Raw genomic sequence first — 24,629 nt, forward strand, 5'->3', positions numbered from 1 at the left:
TGCAAGTGGGGCCGCATGACGCGCCCGTGATAAACGTGCCCCATAATGCTTGCCTCCATTGCCGCGACAGGATTGCACCGTCAAATCGTGGGACCAAATATTCAGGTCGAGCGCGGCTTTGGTCTGCGCTTCGCCCGCATCGGCTTTGCGGGTTAAGCCCTCTTACAACGGCCGAAAATGGGCGCGATGCGTCGAGTCGCCACCGATGGGTAACGCGCATTCTTTGACCGACTCCGAAGCATTTTGATCTGTCACAGTCCAATGACAGGCCGCGATTGTTGATCGCGGCCTGTCTGGTCAGCTTTCAATATAAGCGGCAAGCGTGGCTTCGGTGCCATCTTGCCATATCCTGTTCAACCAAGTCTCGAACGCATCTGCGAAACGCGGGGCTTGTGCAAGATCGCCATAAATATGCGCCTGATCCAACCACGCACGCGGCGTGTCGCGTGCTGTCAGCGCGGTAGCATGAAGGTCGGACCAATAAGGATCATTCGGCTGTATCACGGTCCCATCTTCGCGAATGCCCGCGCACATGCGCGCCCAGAGCGCCTCGACCAAGGCAAGCCCATTGACCGACTGGTCTGTAGCCAGCCCATCGCGCAGAATGGGCAACACAAAGCCGGTATGCCGAGAAGAGCCATCGAAGGCCACACGCCGCGTGGTGTCGCGAATGGCGGGGTTGGCAAAACGGCCCGAAATCAGGTCCAGATACTGCGCAGGTGTCACACCCGGCACGGGCTGAACATGCGGCAGAATTTCATGACGCTGCACCTTGTCGAACATCGCCGCGATCAACGGATGAGCCATGCAATCGGCAATCGTGGCCACAGACAGCAACTCGCCCGCATTGGCCAAGACCTGATGCCCTGCATTGAGGATGCGAATTTTCATCATCTCATAGACATGCACATCATCGGTGAATGTCGCGCCCGCGCGGTCCCAATCCGGACGGCCCGCGCAGAAGGCATCCTCGATCACCCATTGGCGAAAATTCTCATGCGTCACAGGCGCATTGTCGGCAATGCCAAACTCGCGCACCAACGCCAGTTCTGCCGGGCCGGTTGCGGGCACGATGCTGTCGACCATGGAATTCGGGAAGCTGCATCGCGCGTTGATCCATGCGGCCAGCGACGGGTCGCTTAGTCGCGCCAGCCCGACAAGTGTTTGACGCAGAATATGACCATTGCCGCGCAGATTGTCGCAAGACAACCCCGTGAACGGGCCATGCCCGGCGTCACGCCGCAGCTTAAGGGCGGCGACCATCGCACCAAAGGCCGTGCGCGGCTGGTCGGGGCGTGCCCCATCGTGAAGAATGTCTTCATGGGCCAAGTCCAGAACGCCCGAAGTTGCATCCAGATAATACCCCCCCTCGGTCACGGTCAGCGCGACAATACGGATGGCTGGGTCGGCCATAGCCCGGATTAGCGCCGCATTCCCCGCTTCGATTGGCAGGTAGTCGATCATTGCGCCGGTCACTTCGGCACCGCGATGGTCTGGGGACAATTCGATCAGCGTGGTCAGGCAATCCTGTGCCAGCAGTTTGTCGCGCATGGCGGCATCATACGGGCGCACACCGGCCCCCAGAATCGCCCAATCCTGCGCAAGACCCTGCTGCATCAACCGATGCGTATACCATGCCTGATGCGCGCGGTGAAAATTACCAAGCCCGATATGCACGATGCCGGGCGTTAGCCCCGCGCGATCATAATTCGGCTTTGGAATGCTGCCCGGAATCTCCGCCAGCGTTGCATTGGTCAGGGGAACGGGACGGGTGGTTGTCATCAGTTCATCCATTGGCCACCATCGACATTGTAGCATTGTGCAACAATGTATTCGGCCTCGGCAGAGGCCAGGAATACCGCCATGCCGGTCAGATCTTCAGCCCGGCCCATGCGGCCATAGGGCACGGCGGCGCCGACCTCGCGTTTTTTCTGGCCGGGAGCCTTGCCCTCGTATTTCGCGAAAAAGGCATCAACCCCGTCCCAATGTTCGCCATCCACCACGCCCGGTGCGATGGCGTTCACATTGATCCCATGCTGGATCAGGTTCAGTGCAGCCGATTGCGTCAGGCTGATAACGGCAGCCTTGGTTGCGCAATAGACCGCGACAAGCGGCTCTCCGCGGCGCCCGGCTTGGCTGGCCATGTTGATGATACGCCCACGCACACCCTGTTCAATCATATGCTGTGCAACCGCCTGCATCATGAACAGCGTGCCCGATACATTGATCTCGAAGCATCGCGCATAATCCGCGCGCGTGATTTCGACAATTGGCGCTGCTGTGAAAATCGCGGCATTGTTAATCAGAATGTCGATCTGCCCAAAGGCCGCGACCGTTTCGGCAATTCCGGCGTCGATGCTGTCTTGACGTGTCACATCCAGCTTGACCGCGATTGCCGCCGTGCCCAGGTCTTCTGCCGTGGCGCGGGCGCGGTCAATGTCGATATCAGCAATCGCAACCCGCGCACCTTCGCGGATATAGGTTTCAGCAAACGCACGCCCGATCCCTCGCGCGGCCCCGGTAATCAGGGCGGTCTTTCCAGCAAGCCGTGTCATGCGATGCGCAGCCCGGCATCATCGAAACGATGGATCTGCGCCGCGTCGGGGCGCAGCCAGATCGTATCGCCATAATGCACGTCAACTTCGCCACCAACGCGCACGGTAAGCGGTTCGGAGATGTCATCACATTTGACATGAAAGAAGGTGTCGGAACCAAGATGTTCGGACACGCCGACAGTGCCTTTCCAGTCCCCGGATTCCGCCGATACGGCAATATGTTCGGGGCGGATGCCGATGGTCTTGCACTGATATGGGGCAGCGGCTGGGCCGTCGATCAGGTTCATCTTTGGGCTGCCGATAAAGCCCGCAACAAACAGGTTACGCGGAGCGCGATACAGCTCCAACGGTGAGCCAACTTGCTCGATATGCCCGGCCCTAAGAACCACGATTTTGTCGGCCATTGTCATGGCTTCGACCTGGTCATGGGTCACATAGATCATCGTCGTCTTCAGACGCTTGTGCAGCTCAGAAATTTCCAACCGCATCCCGACGCGCAAAGCTGCATCAAGGTTTGACAAGGGTTCATCGAACAGGAAGGCCGCCGGTTCGCGCACGATGGCCCGGCCAATGGCCACACGCTGGCGCTGGCCGCCCGAAAGCTGTCCGGGTCGGCGGTCCAGGTAGTCGGTCAGGTTCAGCACATCGGCGGCGGCGGTGATGCGGCGGTCCTGCTCTGCCGGGTCCATGCCTGCCATGCGCAGCGGAAAGGCGATGTTCTTGCGCACGGTCATATGCGGATACAGCGCATAGGATTGGAACACCATGGCCAGCCCGCGCTTGGCCGGGGGCACCATGGTCGCGTCGGACCCGTCAATGCGGATTTCCCCGCCAGAGACATCTTCCAGCCCTGCGATCAGACGCAGCAGGGTGGATTTGCCGCAACCCGACGGGCCGACAAAGACCACGAACTCGCCATCGTTGATGGTCAGGTCCAGCGGCGGGATGACTTCGACATCGCCGAATTTCTTGGTGATCTTGTCGAGCGTGATACGTCCCATAACAGAGGTTCCTTATTTCACCGCGCCGAAGGTCAGGCCACGGACAAGCTGTTTCTGGCTGAACCAGCCAAGGATGAGGATTGGCGCAATTGCCATGGTCGAGGCCGCACTGAGCTTGGCGAAGAACAGACCCTCGGGGCTGGAATAGCTGGCGATAAAGGCCGTCAGCGGGGCCGCGTTTACAGAGGTCAGGTTCAGCGTCCAGAACGCTTCGTTCCACGCAAGGATGAAGTTCAAGAGCATGGTCGAGGCGATGCCGGGGATCGCCATGGGCGTCAGAACATAGAGGATCTCGGACTTTAAGGACGCGCCATCCATGCGGGCAGCTTCCAGAATATCGACCGGAATTTCGCGGAAATAGGTGTATAGCATCCAGACAATGATCGGCAGGTTGATAAGCATCATCACGATGATCAGTCCCGCGCGGCTGTCCAAGAGCCCAAGTTGAATGAACAGCAGGTAGATGGGATACAGCACGCCCACCGCAGGCAACATCTTGGTAGACAGCATCCAGAGCAGAATGTCCTTTGTCCGGCGCGAGGGCACGAAAGCCATCGACCATGCGGCAGGCACCGCCACCAGAAGACCCAGAATGGTGGACCCACCCGCGATCAGGATCGAATTCCACAGGAACCGGGCATAGTTCGACCGCTCCATGACCACGCCGTAATTTTCCAGCGTCCAGTCGAAATTCAGGAACAGCGGCGGGGCGGCGATGGCCTGCGCCTCTGTCTTGAAGCTGGTCAGGATGGTCCAGAGGATCGGAAAGAAGATCAGGAGTCCAACAGCCCATGCGGCGGTGGTATTGATCAGCTTGCGGCGGGATGTGACAGCGCGGGCCATGATCAGTTATCCAGATTCTTGCCGACGATCCGCATCAGGAAGATCGCGACGATGTTGGCGAGGATGATGGCGTAAACACCACCGGCGGACCCAAGACCGATATTCTGGCTTTCCAGCACGCGCTGGAAGATCAGGTAAGACAATGTTCGGGTGCCGAACGCACCGCCTGTGGTGACGAAAATCTCGGCGAAAATCGCCAGAAGGAAAATCGTCTGGATCAGAATCACAATTGTGATCGCGCGGCCAAGATGCGGCAGGATAATGAAATAGAACCGCTTGAGCTTGGTCGCACCGTCCATTTCGGCGGCTTCCAGTTGCTCGCCATCCAGCGATTGCACAGCGGTCAGCAGGATAAGTGTGGCAAAGGGCAACCACTGCCATGATACGATCATCACGATCGAGGGCATGGAAGCGTCAGACAGCCAGCTTATCGGGTCGGCCCCGAAAAACCGCCATAGATGGGCGAACAAGCCATTCACCGGGTCCATGAACATGTTTTTCCAGACAAGCGCCGACACGGTGGGCATGACGAAGAATGGCGCAATAACCAAAATGCGGACAATTCCCTGACCCCACATTGGCTGGTCCAGCAACAGCGCCAGCAAAATGCCGAACACCAACGTAATCACCAACACGCTGCCGACGATGACAAGCGTGGCCTGGATAGACGGCCAGAACGCGCTGGACGAAACGAAACGGACATAGTTGTCAAAGCCCGCCCAGCCCAAGTCTCCACCACGTAGCGGCAGATAGTTGCGGAACGAGAACCACAAGGTCATCAACAAGGGGACCAGCATCCAGCCCAGAAGCAGGACCACGGCGGGCGCCATCATGATGCGGGCGGCAGATCGGGACGCTTTGGTGGCCATTGGATACACCTTTTGCGGGGACAGGCGGCGCGCGCTAGGGCACCGTGTCGACAAACGATCGGGGAAATCAGCGGAAAAGAACAGGGGCGGCGCGGGGGCCGCCCCCTTTTTTTCAGGTTAGCCTCGGCTTAGCGGTAGCCAGCAGCTTCCATAGTTTCTGTCGCAATGGCCTGCGCTTTGGCTAAAGCTTCCTCTACGGTCTGCTGACCCGCATAGGCGGCAGAGAATTCCTGGCTGACCTCTGTGGCCATGCCTGCGAATTCCGGGATCGCAACGAACTGAATGCCAACATAGGGGACCGGGTCAACCGTTGGGTTGTTCGGGTCGGCAGCATTGATAGAATCGAGCGTCATCTGGGCGAAAGGCACCGCCTGATATTCCGGTGTCTCATAGAGCGACGTGCGCGCGCCCGGAGGAACATTGGCCCAGCCTTCGTTTGCGGCAACCAGCTCGATATAGTCTTTCGAGGTTGCCCATTCGATGAACTGCTTGGCCGCACCTTCTTGCTGGGTGCCTGCCGGAATGGCCAGCGCCCATGCCCACAGCCAGTTCGCGCGCTTCTCGACACCTTCGGCGTTCGGGGCCAGCGCGAAGCCAACATGCTCTGCAACCGTCGAATCAGCATTGGTCACGAAAGAAGCCGCAACCGTGGCGTCAATCCACATGCCGCATTTGCCTTGCTGGAACAGCGACAGGTTTTCGTTGAACCCGTTGGTCGCATAGCCTTGGGGGCCATAGTCGTTCATCAGGTTCACGTAGAAATTCACAGCTTCGGCCCATTCAGGCTGATCGAACTGCGCATTCCATTCTTCGTCAAACCAACGTGCGCCGAAGGAATTGCCGGTCACGGTGATGAACGCGCCACCCTCGCCCCAGCCAGCCTTGCCGCGCAGGCAGATGCCGTTAATGTCGTCAGCAGGGTCATCCATGGCCGCAGCCGCTTCGCGGATGAATTGCCATGTCGGTGCCGTCGGCATTTCCAGACCGGCAGCTTCCATCAGGTCGGTACGATACATGACCATTGAGGATTCGCCGTAAAACGGGGCCGCGTAAAGCGTGCCGTCATGGCTTAGACCGTTGCGCATTGCCGGCAGGATGTCGTCGACATCGTATTCTGCCGACAGGTCGTTCAACGGCACAAGCCAACCATTGGCACCCCAGATCGGGGTTTCGTACATGCCGATGGTCATGATGTCGAACTGACCACCATTCGTGGTGATGTCAGTGGTGACGCGCTGACGCAGGACGTTTTCTTCCAGCGTGACCCATTCGACATTGATGCCGGTCTGTGCGGTGAATGTGTCGGTGTAGCCCTGCATGCGGATCATGTCACCGTTGTTGACGGTGGCGATCGTGATCGTGGTGTCTTGGGCTGATGCAGTGGTGGCGATTGCACAAAGAACAAGCGCACTGGTCGCACGAAGTGCGGTACGTATGGACATCCTAATCCTCCCTAATCTGGATGTGATGTAGCGTCAGTTAAGCGACATTTCTTGCACGCGTCAATGAAAATTTTACGCGCGTAAAGAAGTTTTCAGGCAGAGGCCCGGAGGATAAGTTTGGCTGCGATCAACGTCTCCTCGCGCTTCTCAAACCGTCCGCCCGCCTCTATCAACTGGAACAGCTTGGTCATGCAGGTATCTGCGACTTGCTCATATTGATGTGCAGCCGTGGTCAAAGCCGGACAGGTAAAGCGCGAAAACGGATGATCGTCATGTGACGCCACGCGCAGCGCACAGCCTTCACCTCGCCCAACGCGCAAACCACGATCGTAACACCCAGCCAGGAACCCGATCGCCAGTCGGTCATTGCTGCACAAGACGGTATCTGTCGGCAAGCTGCGGGTTTCCAGCACATGATGCGCCCCGCGGCGACCGATCTCTTCGAATCCCCAACCCTCTCCCTCAACCCGAATCACGCACGGCTCCAACCCGGCCTCTTCCATCACCTCGATATAGGCATGGCGCCGCTTGTTGGCATTGGGATTGGCCGGGGTCCGCATTTCAAAAAAGGCAGGCGGCGAGCCCGTGCGGCAAAGATAGTCAACCGTCTGCTTCACGAAGCTGAAATTGTCAGAGCCAACAAAGGCTTCGCCCATCCCCTCTACATTGCTGTCGAACAGAACCGTCGGCACATCACGGCAAAAGCGTTCGATGGCGCTGCGATCTGACAGCCGCCCCAAAGGCGCCAGGAACACACCTGCGGGCTTGAGCGCCGTAAGCCCTTCAAGGATTTCATTTTCCAGCTTCTGTTCGCCATGCGCGCTATACAGAATTGGCGAAAACCCGGCGTCGATGCTGCGCCGTTCAATAAAGCGGGCAATCTCTGCAAAGAACGGGTCGGCCAGATAGGGCACCACGATACCGACATTCTTGGTCAGACTTCGATTCTGATTCATCGCATAGATATTCGGGCGGAAATCATGCTCTGCCAACGCGGCTTCGATACGCTGACGTGTTGTCGGGCGAACGCTGGCGGGATCGTTGAAATATTTGGAAATGGTTGGCCGTGACAGCCCGCTAAGCGCGGCGAACTCTTCCATATTTCGAATCTTCTGCTCGCGCATGTTCAAGCCTTTGATCGGATGCCCACTTATTAAACCCCAAAAACATTTCGCGAGTAAAGATTCTACTTGTGCTTTCGCACACAAGTCTGTTGTCTTTGCGGGTCCGGCCTGACCTGTTATGGCGTGTTTCGACGACGGCCGAAACCCTGCCGGACGTCAGATGTAAAAAGGTGGGGGACGCCATGTATCTTGGGATTGATCTTGGCACATCGGCGGTCAAGCTGTGCGTGCTGGGTCAGGATGGCACCGTTCTGGCAACGCAAAGCCAGGCGCTGACGGTGCAACACCCATTCAGCGGCGCCAGCGAGCAGGACTGCAACGCTTGGTGGGTGGCAACCTGCGCCGCGCTTCAGGGTTTGCCACAGCACTTGCGCATGTCCATGCGGGCAATCGGGCTTTCGGGGCAAATGCACGGCGCGGTCCTGCTGGACGCGCATAAACAACCCCTGCACCCTGCCATCTTGTGGAATGACGCTCGCGCCCATGCGGAATGTGCGCATATGATGGCCGCTGACCCTGGCGCTGCCGACCTTGCGGGCGTGGTGCCGATGCCGGGCTTTACCGCGCCAAAGCTGCTCTGGCTTGCGCGCCATGATCCCGATCTTCATAGCCGGATTGCGTATGTCCTGCTGCCCAAGGACTATATCGGCTTTCGTTTGCATGGCCGCCTTGTGACAGACCCGTCAGACGCGGCTGGCACATCGTGGTTCGACCAATCCACGCGCGAATGGTCCGACAGGCTATGCACCCTAAGCGAATCGCGCCGTGACTGGCTGCCGCAGGTTCTGCACGGAACCGAGATGGCAGGCAGGCTCTTGCCCGATGTCGCCGCAGAACTTGGCCTGCCCGCAGGCATTCCCATCGCTGCGGGTGCGGGCGATGCCGCAGCAGGGGCCGTGGGCATCGGCGCCGTGCAGTCGGGTGATGGTTTCATCTCGCTTGGCACATCGGGACAGGTGTTCGTGACAACGCCAGAGTATCGGCCCAATGCGCAAAGCCGGATTCATGCCTACGCCCATTGCCTGCCGGGCTTGTGGTTCCAGATGGCCGCCATGCTGAATGGTGCCCGGCCTATGGCCTGGTTGGCCGAAATTCTGAACCGCCCGATAGCCGATCTATTGGCAGAGGCCGAAACCGCCCCCGCTGGCCCCTTATTCCTGCCCTACCTTACCGGAGAGCGCACACCGCACGGGGATTCCGAGATTCGCGGCGGTTTTGCCAACTTGGCCGAGGGCGTTACCCAAGGCAGCATGATGCGCGCCGTGGTAGAGGCGATTGCTTTCACCTTTGCCGATGCGATGGCGGCGCTTAACTCTGCTGGGACAGTGCCGGACCAGTTGCTTGCAATTGGCGGCGGAACCCGTAGCGATTTCCTGATGCAGATGATCGCAGATGCCACAGGGTGCCGCCTTGGTCGCAGCGCCGGGGCGGATCTGGGGCCCGCCTTGGGGGCAGCGCGCTTGGCGAGCGTCGCCGCAGGTGACATGACCCTGTCAGACGCCGCGCAAAAGCCGCCGGTACAGGACTGGTTCAACCCTTTACCAACGCCAGAGATGCAAAAACGCCTTGCCGCCTACAGGGCGCTCTACCCGGCACTCCGCAAGGTGCAAGCGCAGTTGGCGTGAACGGGTGGCTTAGTTGTGACCGAAGGGAAAAGAGCGCTATCCGCCAGCAAAAGGGCCGCTCAACTGGCGCAGTATTCTGCCACCCGGGCCGCAGCCGCATCACGCTTACGATAGAGACGTTCCATCCCCTCCGCGACTGTGCGCTGCGTCACGGCTCTTGTGCAGTGAACTTGGCCTGAACGCGCCGGGGCGCATTCATAAGCGGAATGCCCGCGCGACGCGAGATGGGCCCGAAATCCCGTTTTCGGCGCGCGCGCGGCATCGGCAATCGCCGCATCCGCCTGTCGCAGGGCCGACCTTTCCTGCACGCAATCGCTTGTCGAAAGCAGAGTGCAACCCGGCAAAAGGCAGGCGAGCGCAAGGATTCCAGTCAAACGCATGTCGTCCTCCGATGCGCAGAAAATATGATTCGGAGCAATAATATGGTTCAGAAAGCCCTGCCGCAGAACCCCGCGGCAGGGCATGTTCTTTGATCTGCCCGGTCACGTCAGCGCGCCCGAAGTTACCCGCAACGGCGCCCTGTCATGCCAAACCGATCAGCCCGTCGTTATTTGCACTTAGCGGGCTTCATCACATAGTGACCAGGACGCACCATGGTCCGGCTTTCTTCGTAGATGGCCGGGTAATGCACGCGCACAACCTGCATGTGCTTTCCCTTGCCACGATGCTCCAGCATCGTTTTCGCATGCTTTACCAAGTGCTTGGTGTATTTGTATTCTGGGGCCACATAGACCTTGTCGAAACATTCGACTACGTGACCTTCCCAAGCTGCCGCCGGTGCCGAGAAGAAAGGAGCCATTGCCAGAGCAAGGGCCGGGAGCGCGATTTTTTTCATTGATAGTCCTCCTAGAATAAAAAATTTTTTTAGTTAACTGCTCAAAACCCCAAAGTGCGCGGATAGTCGCCGGTAACGCCGAAATCGCGCACTTGTGAGAAGCGTAGCACCTGCCTTTCAACGTGGCAACAATTCTGACAGGGACCGCTATTGTTAACCTATTGTTAGGGCAGAATGTGCACGCTGTAAGCATGACACACTCATCCTCAGGGTTTCAGGACTTCGGTCTGCCACTATTCTCGGATGCGCCCTCGGCCAAGGCCGGGCAGGCGCGCAAATCATCTGACGCACGGCAACCGTCTTATCTGCGCGATCACCGCAAACGCTTGCGCGAACGGTTTCTGGCGGGTGGCGCGCAGGCAATGCCGGACTATGAACTGCTGGAACTGCTACTGTTTCGCGCCATTCCGCGGCAGGATGTGAAACCCCTTGCGCACGAATTGATCGGCATGTTCGGGGATCTGGCCGGCGTGATCGCCGCCTCTGACGCGCGATTGCGCAAAGTGTCTGGCGTCGGCGACGCGGTGCTGGTCGAACTTAAACTCGCCAATGCCTGCGCCCAGCGCATGGCGCGCGCGCGTGTCATGAACCGACCCGCGATCTCTAGCTGGGCGGCACTTCTGGATTATTGCCACACCGCCATGTCCCATAAAGAGACTGAAGAATTCCGCGTCCTGTTTCTGGACCGCAAGAACACGTTGATTGCCGATGAAGTGCAAGGCAACGGCACGGTCGACCATGTCCCGGTTTACCCAAGGGAAATTATTCGGCGCGCTCTGGAATTGAACGCGACAGCATTAATACTGGTTCACAACCACCCATCGGGGGACCCGACCCCATCGCAAGCGGATATTGACATGACCGGACAAGTGCAGCGCGCAGCGGAATGTCTGTCCATCTCGCTGCACGATCATCTTGTCATAGGCAGATCCTGCGAAATCAGCTTTCGGGCGACGGGGCTGTTATAGTCAGTATCGGCTCAGTGACAGCCAGAGGCGCATCCAGCGACAGGTTCAAATCTGCTGACATGGTGGTTGCGACGTCGAAGGGCAGGTCAACAATAACAAACCCCTCGCCCGACCCGCAATCGGGCATTGCGACGGCCAATTCTTGCGGTTGCCCAGCGTTCGGTCCATGGGTGGGCATGACATATGCGATCATGTCGGTGCCACAGCTTGCTTCCGTCACCGCTAGTTCAAGCTGCAAGCGCGAGGCAGCGGCTTCCACCACGGGCACGGAATAGACCTGCGCCAGCAAAGGTTCCAAAGCCGCCTCGTCGCCCAAAGACACGAGGAACGCATCTTCCAATTCGGGGTCGAACGGGTTCATGGCGTGCAGGTGCCCCGCTTCACCGTGCTGCGCGCCGCGATGATAGGCATGAAGCGCCATGGCATCCGCCCCGGTCCATTGCACGATCATCCGTGCGTGTTGGTCGAAATCGGTAACTTGTGTTTGTGCCTGCAACATCGTGTCATCGGACATAAACGCATCGACCACGGCCAGCTCAGACAGCGCGGGAATATAGGTCGCAAGACGACCCGCCTGATCGAGCGTCGCCGTAAAGGCCAACTCGCCATGGCTGATGACGACCCGTTCGCCCATGCTGCATGGCGCTGACAGGCGAACCTCGATCAAGCCGTCGATTGCCGGCGCGGCGGTCAAACTTGCATCGCATAGCGATTTTTCTCTTGGTTGGGTTGCGTCGGCGAAGGTCAGTTCGGGCTGGAACCCTTCTTGCACGCTCGGCGCCGCTGATGTGTCGGCGGAATTGTCGAGCGCAGAAAACTCTAGGGCTGGCTCCGTGTTAGCGGGCAGGGTTGTAGACCCGAAGGGACTGACCACGCTGGCGCCGCGAACCTCGATCGGGGCGCCAGTAATGGCGCCTTCAGCGAAGGTTTGCCTGTCGCCAAGGAACTGCCCTGCCAGGAAAACAGATGCCGCAACCGCCGCGACAGAGACCGCAGCCCCACGAATAACCAATTGCCGATTCATCGTCATCACCCACATTTCAACCTGCCTATGGGATGACCTTGGAATCGGGCGGGAAAACGGCCAAAGCTTGGCGGTTTAGCGGTTTTGGTCACGAAACTGATGTAATCGGCCTAAAACCACCGGATTTGCACCCATGCAAACGCGGCGTAAGCTAAAATATTGAGCCTCGGTTAAATCAGTGGCAATCTTTAATCTGAGGTATCTCTGAGCTGCACGGTGATCGGCGGGTATGCAAAGTCGTCTGTTTCATTATCGGTCGCGGCCGCGTTGACGGCTCCGATAATGATTGCTCCTAAAAGACCCGTTCCAATCGCGCCGGATTGCCGCTGCTGCGCCGTGACGTTAACAACATTTACCGTAGACGACCCGGACTGCGTGCCGATTTCGCAACGCACGAACAAAGCCGGGGAGTTCGCACCATAATCCGGCACAACGACATTGGCAGGTGTGGCGAAGCTGGCCGTATAGAGGCCACTATCCAGCTTGCAAGATACACCTGTCAATTCGGCCCGGCCATTTTCCCCTTGGCCGAAAGCACGCACTTGGACGGTATCCTGCCCCCGGAATCGTGGAACAGGATTACCCTGCGACCGGGCGCGGGCATAGACATCAACGCCAACTGCTCCGGCGCGATCATTCGGAGTAACCGTAATCGGCGGCGTGTTGATCTGGGCCTGCGCGCAACCCATTAGGATCAAGGGCAAAATCAGTTTAAATTTTGGCTTCATTTCAATTTTGTCCTTGTATGATGACATGAAGCTACAAAATTTGCCCATGGCAATGCTTGAACTTCTTGCCCGACCCGCAAGGGCACGGGTCATTCCGGCCCGGATTGCCCCAAGTCGCGGGATCGTTCTCGACAAACCCGTCAAGCAATGGGGCCGGGGCTGCGCCACCATTCTCCTCAGCGACGCGCTTGCTTTGCTGCTGAAGCGCCACTTGCTGCAACATCTGCTGCTGTTCTTGCTCGGTCAGTGGACGCACCCGCGCAAGATATTGCGTCACATCCTCGCGCAACGAATTTAGCATGGTCTCGAACAAGACGAAGCCTTCGGCCTTATACTCGTTCAGCGGGTCTTTCTGGGCATACCCCCGAAAGCGCACGGCAGAGCGCAGATGGTCCAACGTCAGCAAATGTTCGCGCCATTTGCGGTCAATCGTTTCCAGAAGAACCTGTTTTTCCAACGACCGCAGCGTGTCGCCGCCGAACTGTTCTTCTTTGTGTGCCATCAGCGCATCCGACGCCTCTGCCACGCGTTCGCGCACAACCTCTTGATCGACACCATCTTCTTCGCCCCAGGCAGGCGCGGGCAAGTCCAGCCCCATCTTGTCGCGCAGAGCGGTTTGCAAGCCGTCCATATCCCATTGCTCGGAATAGGATTTCGGCGGCATATGCTCATCAACCAAGTCGTCGATGACCTGATGCCGCATGTCCCCGGTAATCTCCGACAGGTCATCGGCCAGCATGATCTCGCGCCGCTGTTCGAAGATAACCCGGCGCTGTTCATTCATGACGTTATCGTATTTCAACAGCTCCTTGCGCATGTCGAAATTGCGGCCCTCGACCTTGGCCTGCGCCTTTTCGAGCGATTTGTTGACCCAGGGGTGAACGATTGCCTCGCCCTCTTTCATCCCCAAGGTCGACAGCACTTTTTCCAGCCGTTCGGACCCGAAAATCCGCATCAGGTCATCTTCCAGCGACAGGAAGAAAACCGAACGCCCCGGATCGCCCTGACGGCCCGACCGACCGCGCAACTGGTTGTCGATCCGGCGGCTTTCATGGCGCTCTGTGGCCAGCACGAACAGGCCACCGGCGTCTTTGACCTTTTGCTTTTCGTCGGCCACTTCCGCTTCAATCCGGGCGCGGGTCTCAGCAGGGTCGGCATCGGGGTTTTCCGCCAAGGCCTGCATTACCTGCATATCGACGTTGCCGCCAAGCTGAATATCGGTGCCGCGCCCGGCCATGTTGGTTGCAATCGTCACGGCGCCAAAACGGCCCGCATCACCCACGATTTGGGCCTCTTGTTCGTGCTGGCGTGCATTCAGCACATTATGGGGGATGTTGGCGTCTTTCAGCAGGGTGGACAGTTCTTCGGATTTCTCGATGGATGTCGTGCCCACCAGAATTGGCTGGCCCTTGTCATGCGCAATGCGAATTTCTTCCAGCACGCCTTGCAGCTTTTCGGTGGCGGTGCGGTAGACCTGGTCATCCTCGTCCAGACGCGCAATCGGCAGGTTGGTCGGTATTTCGACCACGCCCAGATTGTAGATTTCCTTGAATTCGGACGCTTCTGTGCTGGCTGTCCCGGTCATGCCCGCCAGTTTTTGATACATGCGGAAGTAGTTCTGGAAGGTCACAGAGGCATAGGTCACGTTTTCGGGCTGGATGGCCACGTTTTCCTTGGCTTCAATCGCCTGATGCAACCCTTCGGACAGGCGGCGCCCTGTCATCATCCGCCCGGTGAATTCGTCGATCAGCACCACCTGACCATCGCGCACGATGTAATTCTGGTCCTTGTGGAACAGTTTATGCGCGCGCAGACCTTGATTCACATGATGCACAAGCGAGGTGGCTTCAGGGTCGTAAAGCGACATGCCGTCTTCCAGCATTCCCGCTTCGCGCAGCTTTTCCTCGATAAACTCGTTGCCTTCTTCAGTCAGCGTGGTGTTGCGCAGCTTTTCGTCCAGCGTGAAATGTTCTTCGGTCAGGGACGGGATCAGCGCATTAACTTTAACGTATAGCTCCGAACGGTCATCCGCCGGGCCGGAAATAATCAACGGTGTGCGCGCCTCGTCGATCAGGATCGAATCCACCTCATCGACAATGGCAAAGAAATGCGGGCGCTGGTTCATCTCTTCCAACCGCATCCGCATGTTGTCGCGCAGATAATCGAAGCCCAGTTCGTTATTGGTGGCATAGGTTACATCCGCAGCATATGCGGCGGGCTTCTCGGCGTCAGGCTGCTGCGAATAGACAACGCCCGTGCGCATCCCCAGCTTCTCGAACACCTTGCCCATCCAGGCAGAGTCGCGCTTTGCAAGGTAGTCATTCACGGTCACGATGTGCACGCCCTTGCCCGCCAGCGCGTTCAGATAGGCAGGCAAGGTGGCGACAAGCGTCTTGCCCTCGCCCGTCTTCATTTCCGCGATATTGCCTTGGTGCAGGAAAATGCCGCCAACCAACTGCACGTCAAAGGCGCGCAGCCCCAGCGCGCGGCGCGCGCCTTCGCGGCAATTGGCGAAGGCTTCTGGCAGCACATCATCCAGACTTGCGCCATCTGCCACGCGGGCTTTCAGCTCTTCGGTTTTGGCAATCAGGCCATCGTCGGACAGCGCCTCGAACTCCGGCTCCAGCGCGTTGATCTTTGCCACAAGCGGTCGCACGGCCTTGACCATCCGGTCATTCGCCGTGCCAAAGATCTTCTTCGATACTGCACCAAGACCCAGCATGCTCTCTCCACCTGTTGGCGCGCGTCGGCGCCGCTGACCACATCGTCATTGCCCTTGACCGCGCGCCGGGGTTGTCGGCACGCGCAGGCTTCCATAGAAGGGCAGGTGAACCGCACGGCCCCGGACATCGCAGAACCTTGGCTGCGATGTAATAGGCGGCCTCAAGATAGTCAACAAAGCGCGCCTTGCTCGCGCAGAATGGAGAGCCCGATATGGTCAGTTTTTTGCGCACATTGCCCGCCGTCGCCCTTGTTTTCGGATTGGCAGGCACCGCCACGGCACAAGAACCTAGCCCGGAAACGGTTGTCGCCAGCGTGAACGGAGTGGAGATCACGCTTGGTCATGTGCTTCAGGCGCGCACCAGCCTGCCCGAGCAGTTCCAGCAAATGCCAATGGAATCGCTGTTGGAACCGTTGGTCAACCAGTTGATCGACCAGACCGCGCTGATGCAATCGGTTGATGGCACATTGACCACCGCAGAAGAAGTGGCCCTGGAAAACGGGCGGCGCGACTTCATGGCGAATACCGCGCTGACCCGCGCGGCGGAAGCCGCAGTCAGCGAAGAAGCGATCGCCGAAGCCTACGCGGCCTTCGTCACGGAATTCGATGGACGCGAGCCAACGCCGGAATTCAATGCCTCGCATATTATCGTGGCGACCGAAGAAGAAGCGCAGGCGCTGCGCACGCAACTGGACGAAGGCGCTGATTTCGCCGAATTGGCCCGCGCCAATTCGACCGATGGTGCCGCGGCCAATGGCGGCTCTCTGGGTTGGTTCGGACTGGGCGCGATGGTGCCTGAATTCGAAAACGCCGTCATCGACATGGAGGTGGGCGAGGTCGCAGGCCCGTTGCAAACGCAATTCGGCTGGCATCTGGTTATTCTGAACGACACCCGCATGTCCACCGCGCCCGAATTGGAAGATGTCCGCGATGCCTTGGTGCAGAACATCCAGCGTGAAGCGGTGGAAGCGGAAATCGCCCGAGTAACCGAAACCGCAGAGATTACCCGGAACCTGGACGCCATCGCGCCCGAAGCGCCCGAGGCAGAGTAGAAACTAGACGAAGTTTCTCAGAGCGTGTAACGCTTTGCGCAGACCGCCGGCCCCTTCGCGGGCCGGCTTTTTCATGGGGTTCCCAATGGGCAAGAAGAAAAAGCTGAAAGCCAAGGTTAAGGCACTTAAGGCACGTTTGGCCGCCGCAGAAGCGACACTGGCAGGTGTGGCCAAACCGGCACCAAGCGTTTCGCCGCTTGCCCCCGAAGGGTTTCCGAAGCTGCCCGTCATTGCCGGCGCACGCTTTGCCACCGCCATGGCCGGGGTGCGCTACGGCGGACGCACCGACGTCATGCTGGCGCATCTGGCACCGGGCACCGTCATGGCAGGCACTTTTACACGGTCGGCCACACGCGCGGCCTCTGTACTGGATGCGCAGGCGAAAATCGGCCTTGATAGCCGGGATGGCGCGGCCATCCTTGTGAATTCCGGCAATGCCAATGCCTTTACCGGGGCACAGGGGGGTGACTCAGTCCAAGCCATTGCGGGGGCCGTAGCAGACCGCTTGGGGCTTCCGGCCGCGCGGGTCTTCACGTCATCCACCGGGGTCATTGGCGAAGCCCTGCCGTATGAGCGCATCACCGCCACGCTCGATACGCTGACAGGCGCGCTGCATGAAGACGCCCTGCCCGATGCCGCCCGCGCCATTATGACCACCGACACCTACCCCAAGGGGGCCAGCACGACCGTAACCATCGGTGGTGAAACCGTGCAGATCGCCGGTATTGCCAAAGGGTCGGGCATGATCGCACCCGATATGGCGACGATGCTGGTTTACATCTTCACCGATGCAAGAATCACCCAAGCCGCGTTGCAGTCGGTAATCTCTCGCGGCACTGATGCCAGCTTCAACTGCATCACGGTGGATAGCGACACATCGACTTCGGACATGCTGCTGGCTGCTGCCACCGGCGCAAGCCAAGCGCCGCTTATCGAAAATGCCGCAAGCCCAGAGGGCCAAGCCTTTGCCACGGCAATGAACGGTCTGATGCTGGACCTTGCGCATCAGGTTGTGCGCGACGGCGAAGGCGCCACCAAATTCGTTGAAGTGGCCGTGTCCGGCGCGCGGTCCGATGCCGATGCCCGCCGTGTTGCCATGGCCATAGCCAATTCGCCGCTGGTGAAAACAGCCGTTGCTGGCGAAGACCCGAACTGGGGCCGCGTTGTCATGGCCATCGGCAAGTCCGGGGCCGAAGCCGATCGCGATCGTCTGTCTATCCGCTTTGGGCCGCATCTCGTCGCCTATCAAGGGCAAGTCGCGCCTAGCTATACGGAAGAAATCGGCGCGGCCTATATGAAGGGGCAGGAACTTGTCATCGGCGTCGACCTGCGGCTTGGCGTGGGCTCGGCCAAGGTCTGGACCTGCGACCTGACCAATCGGTACATCGAAATCAATGCGGATTACCGTTCGTGAAGGTCGTTCTGGTTTCTGCCGTGGCGCTGATCGACCCGGATGGGCGCGTGCTTCTTGCCCAACGCCCGGAAGGCAAGTCAATGGCTGGATTGTGGGAGTTCCCCGGTGGCAAGGTAGAGGCCGGGGAAACCCCAGAGGCCGCGCTGATCCGCGAATTGCATGAAGAACTTGGGATCGAGACTTGGGATTCCTGTTTGGCGCCGCTGACCTTCGCCAGCCACAGCTATGATGATTTCCACTTGATGATGCCCCTTTTCGTGTGCCGGAAATGGGGCGGCCAACCTCAATCACGCGAAGGGCAGGCTTTGAAATGGGTGCGCCCAGAGCACCTGCGCGACTATCCTATGCCTGCTGCCGACCTGCCACTGATTCCCATCCTGCGCGACTGGCTGTAAGCGTTGTTGTCCACATGGAGACAACGCCAAACCATGCAAATGACTGTTTCTTCATCGAAACATCTTATTTCTGATGCACCGCAGAAAATGGCATAATTAGGGCATAAGATGGTTAATCCGGATTGGAAGCGCCCGGCCTTCTGATACCAATCAGGTAACACGAAGAGGTTAATCATGCTCGCAACTATCCGCATCAGCAGCCACATACAGGCGCAAGGCATTCTGGTGAAACGGCTGGCAAACGGTATGATCGTCATTCGGGCGGGTCAGAAGGTGCTGACAGGACGTCCGATCTCCAAGCGCGTCGCCTGAACAACGGCGCGTGGTTTCTACTCAAACCCTGGCCCTGTGGCCAGGGTTTTATCATATCCGGCAGGTCACTCTATCTCGCGGGCTTCATCCACCAACATGACGGGAATACCGTTGCGGATGGGGAAGGCCAGATGCGCAGGACGCGAGATAAGCTCCTGCGCGGCCAGGTCATAGCGCAACTGCGCTTTCGTCACGGGGCAGACCAGGGCTTCCAACATATGCCGGTCAAAGCCCCGATCCTCGGCGCTCATTGCATTGCCTCACCTTCACCGCCGTGCAACGCGAATTGCATCAGGGTCACAAGCGTCTCGCGCCGGGTGGACAATGAAGGCGCTTCCAGCAGCGCCTGTTTTTCATCTGGCTCAAACGGGCACAGCATGGATAGCGAATTGATAAGCATTTCATCATCCGCTTCTTTCAGGCTGCTCCAATCTGTCGACAGCGCATGATGCGTGAAAAACCGCTCCAGCAAGGTAAAGAAATGCGCGCGGTCAAACCCGCCATCTGTTTCCTCTACGCCGCAATCGCGGGTAAAGTCGGCCCAATCCACCTCTGCGCGGCGATAGGGCGTGAAACCTGCCACTTCTTGCCGCAACCGGAACCGTGAGATCCCGGTCAAGGTAATCATGTAGCGCCCGTCCTCGGTTTCCGAGAACGCTGTCAAACGCCCCGCGCAGCCGATACTGTGCCAACGGTCCGAACCGTCCGGTGCATTGCGTGGCTGAACCATCCCGATCAGACGGTGCGGCGTTTTCATACAATCTTCCAGCATCGCAATGTAGCGCGGCTCGAAGATGTGCAGGGGCAACCGGGCGCGCGGCAACAGCAGCGCCCCCGGCAAGGGGAAGACCGGCATGAGGTCTGGGAAGTCTTTGATCCGCGTCATGCCGTGCAATCTAACCCGAAGCGGCCCTCAGGCAAATATCATTGACGACAACTTCCGCCGTCCCTTTGCTGCCAGCGGGTCATTGGGCTTGAGCGCGTCGAAAATCGTGAACAACTGCGCCTTGGCCGCAGCGTCATTCCAGTCGCGGTCACGGCGGAAAAGCTCCAGTAGGGTTTCGATCGCGTCTTCGACCTGACCAGCCGCGTATTGCGCCTGCGCCAGATCAAACCGCGCCTGATGGTCATCGGGGTTGGCTTCGACCGCCGCGCGCAAGTCATCGACCGGGCCGGCACTTGTCGCCTGCTGCGCCAAAGCCAGCATGGCACGCGCTGCGTCCACTTCTGGGGCGCTGGCGATGGCGGCCGGGGCGTTGGCGATCAACGCCTCTGCCTGATCCAGATTGCCCGCTGCAACATGCGCGCGCGCAAGCCCCCCGAAGGCACGGGCATTTTCAGGCTCTTCAGACAAGACAGCAGCAAAAACCTGCGCGGCATCGGTAGCAGCGCCAGAATCGAGCATCTGATCGGCTTCATCCAAAGCAGCGTCAAGCCCGTCATCGCCGCCCATAGCGGCCAGCTTGGTCACGAATTCCTTCAGCTGCGACGGTGGCTGCGCGCCTTGAAAGCCGTCAACGGGCTGCCCCTGAAAGAACGCGTAAACGGTCGGGATGGATTGCACCCGCAACTGCCCGGCCACCGCCTGATTCTCATCCACATTTACTTTGACCATGCGGACCTTGCCGCCTGCGGCCTTGACCTCTGCCTCTAGCGCCGGGCCAAGGGTTTTGCATGGCCCGCACCACGGCGCCCAGAAATCGACAATGACGGGCACATCCTTGCTGGCCTCAATAACGTCAGCCATGAAGCCTTGGTCGGTGGTGTCCTTGATGATGTCGTCGCCCGCGCCCGTGGCGCCTGTCCCAAATTCCAGCATCTTGGTCCTCTTGGTCCGAAAATTCGTGTTGCGCGATATATATGGGCGCGCATGGCCCAAAACGAAAGGGCGGTTACAGGTCGAAAGTAGCAAAAACCGGCGCGTGGTCCGAAGGCTTCTCCCACCCGCGCGCGGCGCGCAACACACGAGAGCCGTGCCCAGCCGCCGCAATATCGCCGCTGGCCCAGATATGGTCCAGCCTGCGGCCCTTGTCGGCGGCATCCCAGTCACGGGCGCGGTAGGACCACCAGGAATAGAGCAAACCTTCCGGGATATCGGCGCGGGTCACATCGACCCAGCCGCCGGCCTCTTGGGCGTTGCCCAAATGCTCCACCTCTATCGGCGTATGCGAAACCACCTTCAAAAGCTGCTTGTGCGACCACACGTCATCCTCGCGCGGGGCAATGTTCAGGTCGCCCACAAGGATGGATTTCTCCGGCAGATTCGCCCTGAAATGGTCGCGCATCTCTGTCAGCGTATCCAGCTTGTGGCCGAATTTCTCGTTGACCGTGCGATCCGCCACATCCCCCCCGGCGGGCACATAGCAATTATGGATCGTCACACCATTTTCCAGCGTGGCCGCGACATGGCGCGCATCGCCCTTGCCGCACCAGTCGATATGGCCCGCATCCTGCAAGGGCAGTCGCGACAGGATGGCTACCCCGTTATAACCCTTTTGCCCGCGCGCGGCCCAATATCCGTAGCCCATCTCTGCGAACAGCTCGAACGGAATGTTCTCGACCGGGCTTTTACATTCTTGCAGGCACAGCACATCGGGCGCTTCGTCGCACAGCAGCTTTTGCACCAGCCCTGCGCGCAAACGAACAGAGTTGATATTCCATGTGGCAAGCGTGAAGGGCATCCGGTCTCTCCTAATTTGCTCCCTTACATGCACGTGGCAGGACAGAGCGGCAAGGGTGCGAATTGATACATCTGGACAACCCCGTCCTGTTTCTGTTCTGTTGGCGATTGCACCGTTCCGCGCTTCGGCACCCGCGTGGAACGCGATAAGGGAGGATAGGGTATGCCAAGCCAGCCAGCCCCGGACCTGTCACCGCAGGTCTCGGACGAGGTCCGCAAAACCACATGCTACATGTGCGCCTGCCGCTGCGGCATTAACGTGCATATGAAGGGCGGAAAAGTCGCCTATATCGAAGGCAACCGCGACCACCCGGTGAACAAAGGCGTTCTCTGCGCCAAAGGCAGCGCCGGGATCATGCAGCATAATTCGCCCGCCCGGTTGCGCGCTCCGCTGAAACGGGTTGGCCCGCGCGGGTCCGGCAAGTTCCGAGAGATCACTTGGGACGAAGCGCTGCAAACCGCCGTTGATTGGCTGAAACCGCTGCGCCAGACGGCACCCGAAAAACTGGCGTTTTTCACCGGGCGCGACCAGTCGCAATCGTTTACCGGCTGGTGGGCGCAAGCCTTTGGGACACCCAACTGGGCCGCGCATGGCGGGTTTTGCAGCGTCAACATGGCGGCGGCGGGCATCTACACCATGGGCGGCGCGTTCTGGGAATTCGGCCAGCCCGATTGGGACCGCACCAAGCTGTTCCTGCTGTTCGGCGTGGCCGAAGACCATGACAGCAACCCCATCAAGATGGGGCTGGGCAAGCTGAAAGCGCGCGGCGCGCGCGTTATTGGCGTGAACCCCATCCGGTCAGGCTACAACGCCATTGCCGATGATTGGGTCGCGATCACACCGGGCACGGATGGGCTGTTCATCCTGTCGCTGGTGCATGAATTGCTGCGGGCGGGCAAGATCGACCTTGGGTATTTGGTGCGCTACACGAACGCGCCTTACCTCGTGAATGCGGCAGACGGCCCGGAAAAAGGGCTATTCCTGCGCGACGCGGACGGCAAACCCTTGGTGCGCGACCGCAACACAGGGCAAGCGGTGGCGTGGGATACGCCCGGCATTTCCCCCGATCTTGGCGAGGGGGTAGAGATTGGCGGCGTCTCGCATCTGCCCGTCTTCCGCCACTTGGCCGACCGATACTTGGCCGATGACTACGCCCCGGACCAAGTGGCCGAGCGTTGCGGCGTGTCTGCGGCCCGCATCCGCGCCATTGCCGCCGAAATCGCCCGTGTCGCGTTCGAGGAAGAGATTACCATCAACCAGCCCTGGACAGATTTTCGCGGCGTGAAGCATGACAAGATGATCGGTCGCCCCGTGGCCATGCACGCCATGCGCGGGATTTCGGCCCATTCCAACGGCTTCCTGACCGCCCGCGCGCTGCATATGCTGCAAATCCTGATCGGATCGGTCGAAACACCGGGCGGCTTTCGCTTCAAACCGCCCTACCCCAAACCGCCCGAAGCGCACCCCCGCCCCCATGCGGGCCATGCACCGGGACAACCACTTGACGGGCCGCACTTGGGCTATCCACTGGGGCCGGAACACCTGTTGCTGAATGACGCCGGCCAGCCAAAGCGAATAGATAAAGCATTTTCATGGGACGCGCCTCTGTCCGCCCATGGCATGATGCATATGGTCATCAGCAATGCCCATGCGGGCGATCCCTACCCTATCGACACCTTGTTCCTGTATATGGCGAACATGGCGTGGAATTCCTCCATGAACACCAGCGCGGTCATGGACATGCTGACCGACCAGAACGACGACGGCAGCTATAAGATCCCGCGCATTATCTATTCCGATGCCTATAGCTCTGAAATGGTGGCCTATGCCGATCTGATCCTGCCCGACACGACCTATCTGGAGCGGCACGATTGTATCTCGCTTCTGGACCGCCCCATCTGCGAGGCAGAGGCGCTGGCAGATTCCATCCGCTGGCCTGTTGTGCCTCCCGACCGCCCCGGCCATGAAGGGGTGCGCCCCTTCCAGTCGGTGCTGCTGGATCTTGGCGCGCGGCTGGGGCTGCCCGGTATGGTGCTTGAAGATGGCAGCGCGAAATTCGGCGATTACGCCGATTACATCACCAACCACGAACGCCGCCCCGGTGTCGGGCCGCTCGCCGGCTTTCGTGGCAATGGTGACGGCAAAGGCCGGGGCGCCCCCAACCCCGACCAGATCGCGCGCTACATCGAAAACGGTGGCTTTTGGATCGACCATATCCCGGCAGAAGCGCAGTTCTATAAGCCATGGAACGCCGCCTATCAGGACTGGGCCGTGGAACGCGGGATCTATGACAGTCCGCAACCCTATGTCTTCAATCTGTATTCCGAACCGTTGCGCAAGTTCCAGCTTGCTGCCGAAGGGCATGGCCATCGCCAGCCGCCCGACCACCTGCGCGCGCGTCTGATCGAAACCATGGACCCGCTGCCAATCTGGTATCCGACCTTCACCGATGACGTGACAGACCCCGCCGAATACCCGCTGCACGCCCTGACCCAGCGCCCTATGGCGCATTACCATAGCTGGGGCAGTCAAAACGCGTGGCTGCGGCAAATCCACGGGCATACGCCGCTGTATGTGTCGGGCGAAATCTGGAGAGCGCACGGGTTCAAGAAAGGTGACTGGGCAATCCTCTCTTCACCTCATGGCAAGATCACTCTGCCCGTGGTGCGGATGGACGCGCTCAACCCGCACACCGTCTGGACATGGAACGCCATCGCCAAGCGGCGCGGCGCCTGGGCGCTGGATGATGACGCGCCAGAGGCCACGAAATCGCAGCTTTTGAACCATCTTATCCATGAACTGATGCCCCCCAAAGGCGACGGGCTGCGCTGGGCAAATTCCGACCCGGTCACGGGGCAGGCCGCGTGGTATGACCTGCGCGTGCGGATCGAAAAAGCGCCTGCGGGCCAGAGCGTTTCTCACCCCCATACCGGCGCGCAAGACAGCCCCGTGCCGCCCGCCCCGCAAACTGTCGCGCAGCATGTGAAGGACTGACCCATGCAGCTTCATCTTGCCAAAAATACTCATGACGCAGCGCCC

22 protein-coding genes are annotated in these 24,629 nt (G+C 59.4%); 7 read left to right on the forward strand and 15 right to left on the reverse strand.

Annotation, left to right across the window (positions count from 1 at the left end; all coding sequences use genetic code 11):
* Positions 1 to 297: 297 nt before the first annotated feature.
* From M3N55_RS03045 to M3N55_RS03075, 7 genes are all read right to left on the reverse strand, one after another.
* Positions 298 to 1,782 carry a mannitol dehydrogenase family protein gene (locus tag M3N55_RS03045; RefSeq protein ID WP_249056250.1) on the reverse strand — a complete coding sequence of 495 codons (1,485 nt, stop codon included), beginning with the start codon at positions 1,780 to 1,782 and terminating at the stop codon, positions 298 to 300.
* Positions 1,782 to 2,555, reverse strand: a complete 774-nt coding sequence (locus M3N55_RS03050; protein ID WP_249056251.1) for an L-iditol 2-dehydrogenase — start codon at positions 2,553 to 2,555, stop codon at positions 1,782 to 1,784. The genes M3N55_RS03045 and M3N55_RS03050 overlap by 1 nt, the downstream gene beginning before the upstream one ends.
* On the reverse strand, positions 2,552 to 3,556 hold the full coding sequence (locus tag M3N55_RS03055; protein ID WP_249056253.1) for an ABC transporter ATP-binding protein: 1,005 nt from the start codon (positions 3,554 to 3,556) through the stop codon (positions 2,552 to 2,554). Before M3N55_RS03055 ends, M3N55_RS03050 begins: the two co-directional genes overlap by 4 nt.
* Before the next feature lie 12 nt (positions 3,557 to 3,568).
* Complete coding sequence (locus tag M3N55_RS03060) at positions 3,569 to 4,399, reverse strand: carbohydrate ABC transporter permease (protein ID WP_249056255.1); 831 nt, start codon at positions 4,397 to 4,399, stop codon at positions 3,569 to 3,571.
* Between the two features lie 2 nt (positions 4,400 to 4,401).
* The gene (locus tag M3N55_RS03065) at positions 4,402 to 5,268 is read right to left on the reverse strand and encodes a carbohydrate ABC transporter permease (RefSeq protein ID WP_249056257.1); all 867 of its coding nucleotides are present in this window, start codon (positions 5,266 to 5,268) and stop codon (positions 4,402 to 4,404) included.
* Positions 5,269 to 5,396: 128 nt separating this feature from the next.
* On the reverse strand, positions 5,397 to 6,710 hold the full coding sequence (locus tag M3N55_RS03070) for an ABC transporter substrate-binding protein (RefSeq protein ID WP_249056260.1): 1,314 nt from the start codon (positions 6,708 to 6,710) through the stop codon (positions 5,397 to 5,399).
* A 92-nt stretch (positions 6,711 to 6,802) separates the two neighbouring features.
* Positions 6,803 to 7,834 (reverse strand): LacI family DNA-binding transcriptional regulator, encoded by a 1,032-nt coding sequence (locus M3N55_RS03075; protein ID WP_249056261.1) that lies wholly within the window; start codon positions 7,832 to 7,834, stop codon positions 6,803 to 6,805.
* Between the two features lie 182 nt (positions 7,835 to 8,016).
* Between M3N55_RS03075 and xylB the strand changes: the two genes are divergently transcribed.
* Positions 8,017 to 9,459: a xylulokinase gene (gene xylB, locus M3N55_RS03080; protein WP_249056264.1), complete on the forward strand. Its 1,443-nt coding sequence runs from the start codon at positions 8,017 to 8,019 to the stop codon at positions 9,457 to 9,459.
* A 547-nt stretch (positions 9,460 to 10,006) separates the two neighbouring features.
* On the opposite strand, the gene M3N55_RS03085 is transcribed toward xylB, so the two are convergent.
* The gene (locus tag M3N55_RS03085) at positions 10,007 to 10,294 is read right to left on the reverse strand and encodes a hypothetical protein (protein WP_249056266.1); all 288 of its coding nucleotides are present in this window, start codon (positions 10,292 to 10,294) and stop codon (positions 10,007 to 10,009) included.
* 191 nt (positions 10,295 to 10,485) lie between these two features.
* On the opposite strand from M3N55_RS03085, the gene radC reads away from it, so the two are divergent.
* A complete protein-coding gene (radC, locus tag M3N55_RS03090; RefSeq protein WP_249056268.1) occupies positions 10,486 to 11,262 on the forward strand; it encodes a RadC family protein in 777 nt (258 codons plus the stop codon).
* On the opposite strand, the gene M3N55_RS03095 is transcribed toward radC, so the two are convergent.
* From M3N55_RS03095 to secA, 3 genes are all read right to left on the reverse strand, one after another.
* Positions 11,234 to 12,286 (reverse strand): hypothetical protein, encoded by a 1,053-nt coding sequence (locus M3N55_RS03095; RefSeq protein ID WP_249056271.1) that lies wholly within the window; start codon positions 12,284 to 12,286, stop codon positions 11,234 to 11,236. The genes radC and M3N55_RS03095 overlap by 29 nt on opposite strands.
* A 188-nt stretch (positions 12,287 to 12,474) precedes the next feature.
* Positions 12,475 to 13,062 (reverse strand): hypothetical protein, encoded by a 588-nt coding sequence (locus tag M3N55_RS03100; RefSeq protein WP_249056274.1) that lies wholly within the window; start codon positions 13,060 to 13,062, stop codon positions 12,475 to 12,477.
* Positions 13,046 to 15,736, reverse strand: coding sequence for a preprotein translocase subunit SecA (gene secA, locus M3N55_RS03105; RefSeq protein WP_249056276.1), 2,691 nt, complete (start codon positions 15,734 to 15,736; stop codon positions 13,046 to 13,048). The genes M3N55_RS03100 and secA overlap by 17 nt, the downstream gene beginning before the upstream one ends.
* A gap of 212 nt (positions 15,737 to 15,948) precedes the next feature.
* On the opposite strand from secA, the gene M3N55_RS03110 reads away from it, so the two are divergent.
* From M3N55_RS03110 to M3N55_RS03125, 4 genes are all read left to right on the forward strand, one after another.
* A complete protein-coding gene (locus M3N55_RS03110; RefSeq protein ID WP_249056278.1) occupies positions 15,949 to 16,788 on the forward strand; it encodes a peptidylprolyl isomerase in 840 nt (279 codons plus the stop codon).
* A gap of 85 nt (positions 16,789 to 16,873) precedes the next feature.
* Positions 16,874 to 18,202: a bifunctional glutamate N-acetyltransferase/amino-acid acetyltransferase ArgJ gene (gene argJ / locus M3N55_RS03115; protein WP_249056280.1), complete on the forward strand. Its 1,329-nt coding sequence runs from the start codon at positions 16,874 to 16,876 to the stop codon at positions 18,200 to 18,202.
* Positions 18,199 to 18,597: an 8-oxo-dGTP diphosphatase MutT gene (gene mutT / locus M3N55_RS03120; protein WP_296640380.1), complete on the forward strand. Its 399-nt coding sequence runs from the start codon at positions 18,199 to 18,201 to the stop codon at positions 18,595 to 18,597. Before argJ ends, mutT begins: the two co-directional genes overlap by 4 nt.
* A 174-nt stretch (positions 18,598 to 18,771) precedes the next feature.
* Entirely contained in the window at positions 18,772 to 18,909 is a 138-nt protein-coding gene (locus M3N55_RS03125) for a hypothetical protein (RefSeq protein ID WP_249056282.1), read from the forward strand.
* 65 nt (positions 18,910 to 18,974) lie between these two features.
* Here M3N55_RS03125 and M3N55_RS03130 read toward each other — a convergent pair whose 3' ends face one another.
* The 4 genes from M3N55_RS03130 to M3N55_RS03145 form a co-directional block, all read right to left on the reverse strand.
* Positions 18,975 to 19,160 carry a Trm112 family protein gene (locus M3N55_RS03130; RefSeq protein ID WP_249056284.1) on the reverse strand — a complete coding sequence of 62 codons (186 nt, stop codon included), beginning with the start codon at positions 19,158 to 19,160 and terminating at the stop codon, positions 18,975 to 18,977.
* Entirely contained in the window at positions 19,157 to 19,795 is a 639-nt protein-coding gene (locus M3N55_RS03135; protein WP_249056286.1) for an LON peptidase substrate-binding domain-containing protein, read from the reverse strand. The genes M3N55_RS03130 and M3N55_RS03135 overlap by 4 nt, the downstream gene beginning before the upstream one ends.
* A gap of 27 nt (positions 19,796 to 19,822) precedes the next feature.
* Positions 19,823 to 20,728: a thioredoxin gene (trxA, locus tag M3N55_RS03140; protein WP_249056288.1), complete on the reverse strand. Its 906-nt coding sequence runs from the start codon at positions 20,726 to 20,728 to the stop codon at positions 19,823 to 19,825.
* 73 nt (positions 20,729 to 20,801) lie between these two features.
* Positions 20,802 to 21,590, reverse strand: coding sequence for an exodeoxyribonuclease III (locus M3N55_RS03145; RefSeq protein ID WP_249056290.1), 789 nt, complete (start codon positions 21,588 to 21,590; stop codon positions 20,802 to 20,804).
* 162 nt (positions 21,591 to 21,752) lie between these two features.
* Between M3N55_RS03145 and M3N55_RS03150 the strand changes: the two genes are divergently transcribed.
* On the forward strand, positions 21,753 to 24,584 hold the full coding sequence (locus M3N55_RS03150) for a molybdopterin-dependent oxidoreductase (RefSeq protein WP_249056292.1): 2,832 nt from the start codon (positions 21,753 to 21,755) through the stop codon (positions 24,582 to 24,584).
* Positions 24,585 to 24,629 lie beyond the last annotated feature (45 nt).

It is taken from the genome of Roseinatronobacter domitianus, from assembly GCF_023336755.1.
GTDB classification, from domain to species: Bacteria; Pseudomonadota; Alphaproteobacteria; order Rhodobacterales; family Rhodobacteraceae; genus Roseinatronobacter; species Roseinatronobacter domitianus.

Bases quoted from the DNA above. Each gene is read 5' to 3' on its own strand.
- M3N55_RS03045 (WP_249056250.1), bottom strand. From the start codon at position 1,782: ATGACAACCACCCGTCCCGTTCCCCTGACCAATGCAACGCTGGCGGAG.
- M3N55_RS03050 (WP_249056251.1), bottom strand. From the start codon at position 2,555: ATGACACGGCTTGCTGGAAAGACCGCCCTGATTACCGGGGCCGCGCGA.
- M3N55_RS03055 (WP_249056253.1), bottom strand. From the start codon at position 3,556: ATGGGACGTATCACGCTCGACAAGATCACCAAGAAATTCGGCGATGTC.
- M3N55_RS03060 (WP_249056255.1), bottom strand. From the start codon at position 4,399: ATGGCCCGCGCTGTCACATCCCGCCGCAAGCTGATCAATACCACCGCC.
- M3N55_RS03065 (WP_249056257.1), bottom strand. From the start codon at position 5,268: ATGGCCACCAAAGCGTCCCGATCTGCCGCCCGCATCATGATGGCGCCC.
- M3N55_RS03070 (WP_249056260.1), bottom strand. From the start codon at position 6,710: ATGTCCATACGTACCGCACTTCGTGCGACCAGTGCGCTTGTTCTTTGT.
- M3N55_RS03075 (WP_249056261.1), bottom strand. From the start codon at position 7,834: ATGCGCGAGCAGAAGATTCGAAATATGGAAGAGTTCGCCGCGCTTAGC.
- xylB (WP_249056264.1), top strand. From the start codon at position 8,017: ATGTATCTTGGGATTGATCTTGGCACATCGGCGGTCAAGCTGTGCGTG.
- M3N55_RS03085 (WP_249056266.1), bottom strand. From the start codon at position 10,294: ATGAAAAAAATCGCGCTCCCGGCCCTTGCTCTGGCAATGGCTCCTTTC.
- radC (WP_249056268.1), top strand. From the start codon at position 10,486: ATGACACACTCATCCTCAGGGTTTCAGGACTTCGGTCTGCCACTATTC.
- M3N55_RS03095 (WP_249056271.1), bottom strand. From the start codon at position 12,286: ATGAATCGGCAATTGGTTATTCGTGGGGCTGCGGTCTCTGTCGCGGCG.
- M3N55_RS03100 (WP_249056274.1), bottom strand. From the start codon at position 13,062: ATGGGCAAATTTTGTAGCTTCATGTCATCATACAAGGACAAAATTGAA.
- secA (WP_249056276.1), bottom strand. From the start codon at position 15,736: ATGCTGGGTCTTGGTGCAGTATCGAAGAAGATCTTTGGCACGGCGAAT.
- M3N55_RS03110 (WP_249056278.1), top strand. From the start codon at position 15,949: ATGGTCAGTTTTTTGCGCACATTGCCCGCCGTCGCCCTTGTTTTCGGA.
- argJ (WP_249056280.1), top strand. From the start codon at position 16,874: ATGGGCAAGAAGAAAAAGCTGAAAGCCAAGGTTAAGGCACTTAAGGCA.
- M3N55_RS03125 (WP_249056282.1), top strand. From the start codon at position 18,772: ATGCTCGCAACTATCCGCATCAGCAGCCACATACAGGCGCAAGGCATT.
- M3N55_RS03130 (WP_249056284.1), bottom strand. From the start codon at position 19,160: ATGAGCGCCGAGGATCGGGGCTTTGACCGGCATATGTTGGAAGCCCTG.
- M3N55_RS03135 (WP_249056286.1), bottom strand. From the start codon at position 19,795: ATGACGCGGATCAAAGACTTCCCAGACCTCATGCCGGTCTTCCCCTTG.
- trxA (WP_249056288.1), bottom strand. From the start codon at position 20,728: ATGCTGGAATTTGGGACAGGCGCCACGGGCGCGGGCGACGACATCATC.
- M3N55_RS03145 (WP_249056290.1), bottom strand. From the start codon at position 21,590: ATGCCCTTCACGCTTGCCACATGGAATATCAACTCTGTTCGTTTGCGC.
- M3N55_RS03150 (WP_249056292.1), top strand. From the start codon at position 21,753: ATGCCAAGCCAGCCAGCCCCGGACCTGTCACCGCAGGTCTCGGACGAG.